Raw genomic sequence first — 8,573 nt, forward strand, 5'->3', positions numbered from 1 at the left:
TCGTCCTGTCATCGTTGGCTCCGTGGCGAGGATCGTGATCACGGGAGCGAGCGACGGGATCGGCGCCGCGGGCGCGCGCCGCCTCGCCGCCGACGGCCACGAGGTGGTCGTGGTCGGGCGCTCGCGGGCCAAGACCGAGGCGGTCGCGGCCGAGCTCGGCGCGCCGCTGCATCTCGCCGACTTCTCCCGGCTCGACGACGTCCGCCGGCTGGCCGCGGAGCTCGAGCGCTACGAGCGCATCGACGTGCTCGTCAACAACGCCGGCGGCGTCATGGGCCGGCGCGAGGTCACCGAGGACGGCTTCGAGAAGACCTTCCAGGTCAACCACCTCGCGCCGTTCCTGCTGACGACGCTCCTGCTCCCCCGGCTGGTCGCCGCCCGGGCGAAGGTCATCCAGACGGCGAGCGCGGCCGCCAACCACTTCGGCGGCGACTTCGACCTCGACGACCTCAACCATGAGCGCCGGTACGCGCCGATGAAGGCCTACGGCGACGCCAAGCTCGCCAACGTCCTCTTCACGCGGGAGCTGGACCGCCGGCACCGCGCCGACGGCATCGCGGCCGTCGCGTTCCACCCGGGCGTGGTGCGCTCGAACTTCGCGAGCGAGACCGGTCTCGCGATGCGCGTCCTCTACCACTCGCCGCTGAAGTACCTGTTCATGATCAGCGCGGAGACGAGCGCGAAGCGGCTCAGCTGGCTCGTCGACGGCGAGGACTGGGAGCCCGGCGGCTTCTACGGCGACCGGACGCCGATCGCCCTCAAGCTGCAAGACGACGGCGCGATCGCGCGTGAGCTGTGGGACCGCAGCGAGCGGATGCTCGCCGCGGTCGACACGCAGCTCAGCTAGTGGCCGTGCCCACGGTCCTTGCCGTGGCCCTTGCCCTTGTCCTTGCCGTGGCCCTTGCCCTTGTCGCTGCCCTTGCCCGAGAACTTGACCTTCTGGAGGTACTTGAAGCCGACCTCGGCCGCCTCGAACGGGTTGAACGTGGCGTCGCCGAAGCGCGGGTCGTGCTCGACGACGTAGTACGCGATCTGGCCCTTGGCAGCGGCGAAGATCTTCGCGAAGTCGATCTGGCCGCGGCCGACGATCTCGATCCGGCCGTCGCTCGGACGGCGGTCCTTGACGTGGAGGAGCTGGATCCGCTTGCCGTACTTCTTCAGCAGCGCGATCGGGTCCTGGCCGGCCTGGACCACCCAGTAGAGGTCGAGCTGGAAGGCGACGTTCTTCTTGGACGTGTTGGCCTGGAGGAGGTCATAGGCCGTGCGGCCGTTGTAGACCTTCTTGAACTCCCAGTCGTGGTTGTGGACCATCAGCTGCTGGCCGGCCTGACGCGCCTTCGCGCCGACGCCGTCCAGGTACTTGGCGTACGCGACCCAGTCCGCCTCGGTGACGAGCTTGTCGTTGGGCGTGGCGCCCGAGGAGAAGTACTTGATGCCGAGGACCTTGTTCTCGGCGATGATCTGGTCGACGTTCGCGGGCGCCGTCGGGTCACCGACGTCGACGTGGCGTGACGGCGACTTCAGGCCGTACTTGCGCAGGAGGTCGCGGTAGGCCTCCGGAGTCAGACCGCTGAGCGTGAACGGCTCGACGTTCTTGTAGCCGTAGGCCTTGAGCTTGGCGAACACCTCTTCGGTGCGCGTGATGGTGGCGGCGTCGGTGCCGAAGCCGATGTACTCGGCGAACGTGAACAGCTGGACAGAGACCTGCTGGACCGGGACGCCGCGGCCTCCATGGCCCTTCTTACCTGTGGCCATGGCGGAGTCGGCGACGCCGGCGCTCATGCCGATGGCGAGCGCGGCGGCGACGAGGCCGCGGGTGAATGACTGCTTCATGGAGTGTTCTCTGCCCTCGCGCTCTCATGAGAAAACCCTGCTCGTCCCGCGGGCTTGACGCTAACGTCCGGGCGATGGGTCGCTGGTGGACGTTGCTCGCGGTGTGCCTCGGCACGTTCATGCTCCTCGTCGACGTGACGATCGTCAACGTCGCGTTGCCGGCGATCGAGAGCGACCTGCACTCGGCGTTCGACGACCTGCAGTGGGTCATCGACGCGTACGCGCTGACGCTCGCCGCCGCGCTGCTCGCGGGCGGGTCGCTGGCCGACCGGATCGGGCGCCGCAAGATCTACGTGATCGGCGTCGGGATCTTCACGGGCGCCTCGCTGCTGTGCGGGCTCGCGGGGTCGCCGCTGATGCTCAACCTGGCGCGCGGCGTGCAGGGTGTGGGCGCCGGCCTGATGTTCGCCTGCTCGCTCGCGCTGCTCGCCAGCACGTACCGCGGCAAGGATCGCGGGACGGCGTTCGGCGTCTGGGGCGCGACGACCGGCGCGGCCGTCGCGGTCGGCCCGCTGGCCGGCGGCGTCCTCACCGAGCTCATCGGCTGGGAGGCGATCTTCTTCGTCAACCTGCCGATCGGCGCGCTCGTGATCTTCCTCACGCTGCGCTACGTCGCCGAGACGCGCAACGAGCACGCGGGGCCGCTGGACGTCCCCGGGCTCGTGCTGTTCTCGGCCGCGCTCGCCGCGTTGGTGCTCGGGCTGATCCGCGGCAACGACGAGGGCTTCACCTCGCCGCTGATCCTCACGCTCCTGATCGGCGCGGGCGTGCTGCTGGTGGCGTTCGTGCTCGTGCAGCGGTCGGTCGCCTCGCCGACGTTCGACCTGACGTTATTCCGCGTGCCGACGTTCGTCGGCGGGCTGGTCGCGGCGTTCGTGCTCAGCGCGGCGATGTTCGCGTCGTTCCTGTACCTGACGCTCTACATGCAGAACCAGCTCGGCTACTCCGCGCTGGAGGCCGGCCTGCGCTTCCTGCCGATCTCGCTGCTGTCGTTCGTCGTCGCGCCGATCTCCGGCAAGCTCGCCGAGCGCGTCGGCGTGCGCTGGTTCATCGGCGCCGGCCTCGTCTGCGTCGGCTTCGCCTTGATCCTGCTCGGCGGCGTGGACGTCGGCGACGACTGGACCGCGCTGCTGCCCGGCATGATCCTCGGCGGGATCGGCATCGGCATGGTCAACGCGCCGCTCGCCACGACCGCGGTCGGCGTCGTCGAGCCCCAGCGCGCCGGCATGGCGTCCGGGATCAACTCGACCGCCCGCCAGGTCGGCATCGCCACCGGCACCGCGCTCTACGGCGCAATCGTCGCGGGCGTGATCGACGGGCGCGCGCAGGCCTTCCGGGAGGCTGTCGGCGGCCAGGTTCCGGGCGACGCGCAGGGCTCGTTCTCGGACTTCATCGTCTTCGGCGCCTACAAGCAGCTGGGCGAGCGGGCGGTGGAGCCGGGCCGCGCCGCGTTCCTCGAAGGCCTCAACGAGATCCTGCTGATCGGCGGGATCGTCGCGCTGGTCGGCGCGGTGGTGTGCTTCGTGCTGATCCGCCCGCGGGACTTCGTCGAGCACGCCCACGCCTGAGGTGTAGCCGCGCGTCCACCCTTGGGGGTTGGGACCCGGCGCGCCGCGGGCGACGGTGGTGCCATGCGCTGGATCGGAATCATCATCGCCGCCGTCGCGCTCGTCGCGTGTGGCGGGAAGGCCGCGCCGGTCAAGGCGACCGTGACGCCGACACCGACCGAGATCGTCGCGACGCCGACGCCAAGCGGCCCGTGGACGGTGGCACCGAGCGACACCCGGACACCGCTCCGCTGCCCCGCGTCGAGCGCACGCGCCGGCTGGCCGAGTCGCGTGCTCGCGCTCGGCGATGACACGTACGTGAAGCTCTGGGGCCGCCGTCCACGGCTCGCCACCGTCGACGCACGCGGACACCTGCTCAGCCAGAAGGAGCTCGGCGCGAAGGCTCCCGCGGATGAGCGCGCGCTCGCGTGCGGCCGCGGCGGAGCGACCGCGGCGGCCTGGACCGAGTACGTCAAGCCCAGCACGGAAGGGCTCGACGGCGATTTCCGGGTGGTCGTCGACGGCCGCACGGTCGACACCGCGAAGACGCCGTTCAGCCCGCCGAACCTGGCCGTCGCGTTCGCGCCCGACGGTGCCGTGCTCGTCGCCTACTCGGTCCCGAAGGCCGTCCGCGCCGTCCTCATCCCCCGAGACGGGAAGCCGGGCAAGCCGATCGAGCTCGGCCCCGCGTCCGACGTGAGCGCCGTGGCCGCGGACATCGGCTCAGGCGGCCGCGCGATCGTCGCCTGGAGCACGACCGACGGCGGCGAGGAGCGCAACGAGCACCGTCGCGTCTACGCGGTCTCCGGTCGCGCCGGTCGCTTCGGCCACGCTCAGCGCGTCGACCGCGCCGCGCACCGCAACAGCATGGAGTTCTCGACCACCCAGATCCGCCTCGCCGTGGCCCCGAATGGCCGCGCGCTGCTGATGTGGTCCACCATCGCGAACGAGGACGACCAGGACCGCGACACCGTCCGCGTCGCCCAGGCCGGGACGAGCGGCCGCTTCGGCAAGCCACGCCAGCTCACCGACGACGGCACGGTCGGTGACGTCGCGATCCGCTCCAACGGCGACACCCTCACCGTCTGGAGGACGCCGGCCGGCCTGTTCGCCGCCCCCGGTGAGCAGATCACCGACAAGGCCACCGAGCCCCGCGCGTCCTTCCGCGACGGCAAGCCGTACGTCGAGTGGCGCGGAGGCTCAGCCACCCGCAGCGGCTAGACACCCCTATGTAGATCAGCTACATTGCCACGCATGCGGCTCTCGCTGCAGACGCTCAAGCTGCTCAACGCGTTCCTCGAAGCGCCGTCCGAGCCGCGCTACGGGCTCGAGCTCATGGGCCACACGGGCCTCAAGAGCGGCACGATCTACCCCGCTCTGCACCGGCTCGAGTCCGAGGGCTGGCTGCGCAGTTGGAGTGAAGAGCTGGACGCGTCGGAGGCGGGCCGCCCGCCGCGCCGCCTGTACGAGCTCACGCCGAACGGCACGGCGGCGGCGCTCGCGGCGGTCGAGCCGTTCCGCGCTCCCCCGCCCGTCGTCCTGAAGCCGAGGCCCGCATGACCTTGCTGATCGCGGTGGTCACCGAGACGCTCCTGCGCCGCGCGCTCGCCGCCCTCCCGCCGACGTTGCGCGCCCGGTACGAAGAGGAGTGGCGCGCCGACCTCGCCGCGCTGACGGGTCGACGCCTCGCCGTGCTGTCGTGGGCGCTCGGCCTGCGCCGAGCCTCGCGCCAGCTGAGCCGGCAGGCCGGAGCTCCGCGCCGCCTCTCGCGCGCCGCCCTCCCCTCTCTCGCGTTCGACACGCTCACGCTCGGCGGCGCCTACTACGCGGCGTTCACGCTGCGTTTCGGCGGCAACGTGCCGGTCGCCTACTGGTCGCTGTTCGAGCGCACCCTTCCGGCCGTGATCGTCGCCGGCGTCGTCTCGCTCGCGATCGTCGGCGCCTACACCGCGGGCCGCGGCGGCTTGCTGAGCGTCGGCAAGGGCGTCGGCCTTGCGACGCTGCTGGTCGTGGCCTACGTGACGGTCGTCCAACCGATCCTCATCACCAGCCAGCAGGGCCTCGTGCCGCTCAACGTGCCGGCGGGCGTCTGCTTGCTGTTCGCGGCGGGCGCCTTCTCGCTCATGGCCTGCACGCGCGCCGGTGTCGCGGTCGTGCGGGTGGCGCGCTCATGAGCGCGTGAACAAGTAGCACTCGCCGGCGGTCGCGATCACGATCGCCTTCCCGCTGAGCGAGAAACCCACCGCGCGCACCTCGAAGAAGTCGTCGTTGTGGATCAGCCGCGAGCTTCCGTCCGGAGCCGTCAGCTCCACGCGCCCTTCGTCCTCGTGCGCGACCGACCAGTCGTCGCCCGTCGTCAGCGGGAACCCACCGCCCGAGAGCCCCACGATCGGCACGCGCACGCCTTCCAGCGGCCCGATGCCTTGCGCCGTGAGCGCGCGAGCGTCGTGCCATGTGTCATCCAACCCGGTGTCGTCGCGGGCGACTCGATTCCCGTCGAAGTCGAACACGCCCCGCCCGTTGTGACTCACGACGAGCAGGAACTCCTGGCCATCGCTCTCAGCGAACCCGACGTCGGTCAGCCCACCGACGTGGAACGACGGCAGCGCGCGCCACGGCGCGGGAACCGGCACCACCTTCTCCTTGTCGACCATCGCGGGCTGCGTACCCCGTGGGCGAGGTTCAGTAATCGGCTACGGAGGATGCGGCCCGCGGCGGCCGTGATCTTGAGGACATGCTCCCCCTCAAACGCATCCTCATCGGCTTCTGGGCCATGTACTTCTCGATCGTCGCGCTGTCGAACGCGATCGACCTGCTCGACTCGATTGGCGCCCTGCACTGGACGTTCCTGGACTCGACCAACTACGACTTCATGCGCGGCATCGTGAAGATCTACGACGTCGGTCCGACTTTGACGAAGCTGCTGCTGCTCGGCGCGTTCGCCGTCGAGACGGTCGGCGCCGTGCTGTTCTGGCAGGCGCTGCTCGGCGGCCGCCGCGTCCGCGAGGCCCTCGCCTGGAGCGCGCTCGTCTGGACGGCGTTCGTCTTCATGACCGAGTTCTTCATCGCGTACACGTCTGAGTCGACGTTCCGCGAACTCCTCATGCTGACGATCGGCACGGCACTGGCGGTCGAGCTACTGCCCGACTGATCCGCCCGAGCCACATCCGTTCCGGGCTCACCCCACCCAACCTAGTCGCAACCCATTGGTCCGCGTTGGACGAGAGCGAAGTGATTCTGCTCGACGAAAGGACGTCCTGCCGCGCGCTGACGATGAACTCGCGACGTCTTGGCAGGGCGTCAGTCGAAGACCTGATGGCGCAGCATCTGCAGACCAGAGATGTCGCCCAGAGCGTGCTGCAGTTCCCGAGACCGGTCGGTTCCGCTGACGTACAGAAGCGTCCGAAACTGCGCGAAGTCCGGTTCCACAAGCTCGCCGTCGGCATCGACACTCGAGCGGATCTGGAAGTGCTCGTTGCCGGGAAGTCCGGAACCGGCGTAGTCCCCGATGTAGTCGCTCGTTCGGTCTGCGAATCGCACCGGTAGCGCGCGCTCAACAAAGCGCTGAAGCTCAGCCATCTCGTGCACTTCAGATCCGTAGAGATCGTACGCCGGCATTGGGACCAGTATGGGGGTTGCGCTCATCGCCGCCCGCGGCGGCGGAAGACCGGGCGCTCCGCGCGTTACTCGGGGCGCTCGAGCCCGATGGTGATCGGGACGAGGCGGTCGATTCAGCATATTGGGCGGAGGATTTTCTCACCGACCCAAAGCTCGAGATGCGCGTTGCGGAGGCACAGGAGTTCGACGCCGCGGCGAGTGGCGCGCCAATCCCGATCGGTCGTGATGCTGGTGATCGCGCCCAGCAGGGCTGGTTCGGGTTCCAACGAGACCAATCACGCCGACGCGGTCACTGGTGGAGGCGTCGCGACCGGTCGGGGCCGCGTCCGAAATAGCCCCTTTCGACGATCCGCCACTCCGTGCGACGATCCCGTCCGCCCCAGCCTTGCCGAGAGTCCCGACGGCTTCCACGGAACGCGCCCACATGACATCAAGCACCGACTTCAAACTTCGCTCGTCCTCGACCGTGCGGTTCTCCGACGACGGCGCCTACCTGATCACCCTCGGCGAGCGGATCATTCTCTGGGATGTCTCCGAAAGACGCCGAACCGCCTCAGCACGGTTCTCGCATGCCTCAAGTGCGGACTTCAGCCCCGACGGAACCTTGCTCGCGGTCAAGAACACCTCCGGCGACGTTCTCGTGCTGAGCGTCCCGGACCTTGAAGAGGTCACACGCCTCTCCGGTGCCCGGCTCGGAGAAGGCACCCCGGTTCGCTTCGCCGCAGACGGCACGCACATCGTCGACGCCACCTGGGGCGGCGCTCTCATGATCCGCAGCGCGCTCGACGGAACCCTCGCCTGGTCTGAGATGGGCGACCGCATCTTCCGACTCGAACGCTCCAGAGACCGAGCCGTGTGGACCTACGACCGCCCCATGCCGCACGTACGCAGATGGCCGTTCGACGCGCACAAGCCAGAACCCATCGGCTTCTACGGCGGGCCGTTCTCGGTGGCGCTCTCCGACGACGGCACCCGCATCGCCGGCATCAGCGCCGGACTCGAGGTCTCCGAGCGACAGGCCGACGGCACCTGGAGCTCGCCTGAGCAAGTGTTCCCAGCACCCTGGGACGGCTCCGCGCACGGACTCTGCTGGGGCCCCAACGACGAGCTGATCCACGCGCACCATTCCACCGTTCGCGTCTTCGACGACCTCCACAGCGCACCTCGCCTCATGCGCCTGCCCTTCCTCGCTCGCGATGTCGCAATCTCCCCAACCGCCAAGGCCACGGCCTTCGGCGGGCCAGACCAAGGACTCGTCCTCGACTGGCCGCTCGTGCTCACCAGCGAGATCCCCGACGCACCACCAAACGAGCACGAGGACCGCATCACAGAGATCGTCAACCAGGCACGGCAGCGCATCGAGCAGGCACGGCAGCGCAAGGACGATCCGCCAGCCCCGAATTAGCGCTTCTCGACGGAAGCATGCTCCGCGAGACGCTCGCGGAAGAGCGCAGCCGCTCGTCTTTGGACGAGACGCAGAAGTAGCCCTTCGCGGCGTTTCAGCGACTTCGCGCGCGGCACCAGCGCTCCTTCACCGCATCACGGCGAGAGTCGAGTCAAGTCACAGCACGCACG

10 protein-coding genes are annotated in these 8,573 nt (G+C 69.4%); 7 read left to right on the plus strand and 3 right to left on the minus strand.

The features are described from left to right. Positions 1-22 precede the first annotated feature (22 nt). Complete coding sequence (locus OJ997_RS23010) at positions 23-847, plus strand: SDR family NAD(P)-dependent oxidoreductase (RefSeq protein ID WP_270027601.1); 825 nt, start codon at positions 23-25, stop codon at positions 845-847. On the opposite strand, the gene OJ997_RS23015 is transcribed toward OJ997_RS23010, so the two are convergent. Then, positions 844-1,833 carry a sugar phosphate isomerase/epimerase family protein gene (locus OJ997_RS23015; protein ID WP_270027602.1) on the minus strand — a complete coding sequence of 330 codons (990 nt, stop codon included), beginning with the start codon at positions 1,831-1,833 and terminating at the stop codon, positions 844-846. The two genes, OJ997_RS23010 and OJ997_RS23015, sit on opposite strands and share 4 nt — an antisense overlap. Positions 1,834-1,907: 74 nt before the next feature. Here OJ997_RS23015 and OJ997_RS23020 point away from each other — a divergent pair, with 74 nt between their 5' ends. The 4 genes from OJ997_RS23020 (at position 1,908) to OJ997_RS23035 (ending at position 5,554) form a co-directional block, all read left to right on the plus strand. Next, positions 1,908-3,401: an MFS transporter gene (locus OJ997_RS23020; RefSeq protein WP_270027603.1), complete on the plus strand. Its 1,494-nt coding sequence runs from the start codon at positions 1,908-1,910 to the stop codon at positions 3,399-3,401. Positions 3,402-3,464: 63 nt separating this feature from the next. Continuing rightward, complete coding sequence (locus OJ997_RS23025) at positions 3,465-4,601, plus strand: hypothetical protein (protein WP_270027604.1); 1,137 nt, start codon at positions 3,465-3,467, stop codon at positions 4,599-4,601. Positions 4,602-4,634: 33 nt separating this feature from the next. Next, positions 4,635-4,940 (plus strand): PadR family transcriptional regulator, encoded by a 306-nt coding sequence (locus tag OJ997_RS23030; protein ID WP_270027605.1) that lies wholly within the window; start codon positions 4,635-4,637, stop codon positions 4,938-4,940. Then, positions 4,937-5,554: a hypothetical protein gene (locus tag OJ997_RS23035; protein ID WP_270027606.1), complete on the plus strand. Its 618-nt coding sequence runs from the start codon at positions 4,937-4,939 to the stop codon at positions 5,552-5,554. Before OJ997_RS23030 ends, OJ997_RS23035 begins: the two co-directional genes overlap by 4 nt. Here the strand turns inward: OJ997_RS23035 and OJ997_RS23040 are convergent. Beyond that, the gene (locus tag OJ997_RS23040) at positions 5,549-6,034 is read right to left on the minus strand and encodes a hypothetical protein (RefSeq protein ID WP_270027607.1); all 486 of its coding nucleotides are present in this window, start codon (positions 6,032-6,034) and stop codon (positions 5,549-5,551) included. The two genes, OJ997_RS23035 and OJ997_RS23040, sit on opposite strands and share 6 nt — an antisense overlap. A gap of 80 nt (positions 6,035-6,114) precedes the next feature. Here OJ997_RS23040 and OJ997_RS23045 point away from each other — a divergent pair, with 80 nt between their 5' ends. Continuing rightward, complete coding sequence (locus OJ997_RS23045) at positions 6,115-6,531, plus strand: hypothetical protein (protein ID WP_270027608.1); 417 nt, start codon at positions 6,115-6,117, stop codon at positions 6,529-6,531. A gap of 149 nt (positions 6,532-6,680) precedes the next feature. Here the strand turns inward: OJ997_RS23045 and OJ997_RS23050 are convergent, their stop codons facing one another. After that, complete coding sequence (locus OJ997_RS23050; RefSeq protein WP_270027609.1) at positions 6,681-6,998, minus strand: hypothetical protein; 318 nt, start codon at positions 6,996-6,998, stop codon at positions 6,681-6,683. Positions 6,999-7,464: 466 nt separating this feature from the next. On the opposite strand from OJ997_RS23050, the gene OJ997_RS23055 reads away from it, so the two are divergent. Next, the gene (locus OJ997_RS23055; protein WP_270027610.1) at positions 7,465-8,403 is read left to right on the plus strand and encodes a WD40 repeat domain-containing protein; all 939 of its coding nucleotides are present in this window, start codon (positions 7,465-7,467) and stop codon (positions 8,401-8,403) included. Positions 8,404-8,573 lie beyond the last annotated feature (170 nt).

It is taken from the genome of Solirubrobacter phytolaccae, assembly GCF_027587195.1.
GTDB classification, from domain to species: Bacteria; Actinomycetota; Thermoleophilia; order Solirubrobacterales; family Solirubrobacteraceae; genus Solirubrobacter; species Solirubrobacter phytolaccae.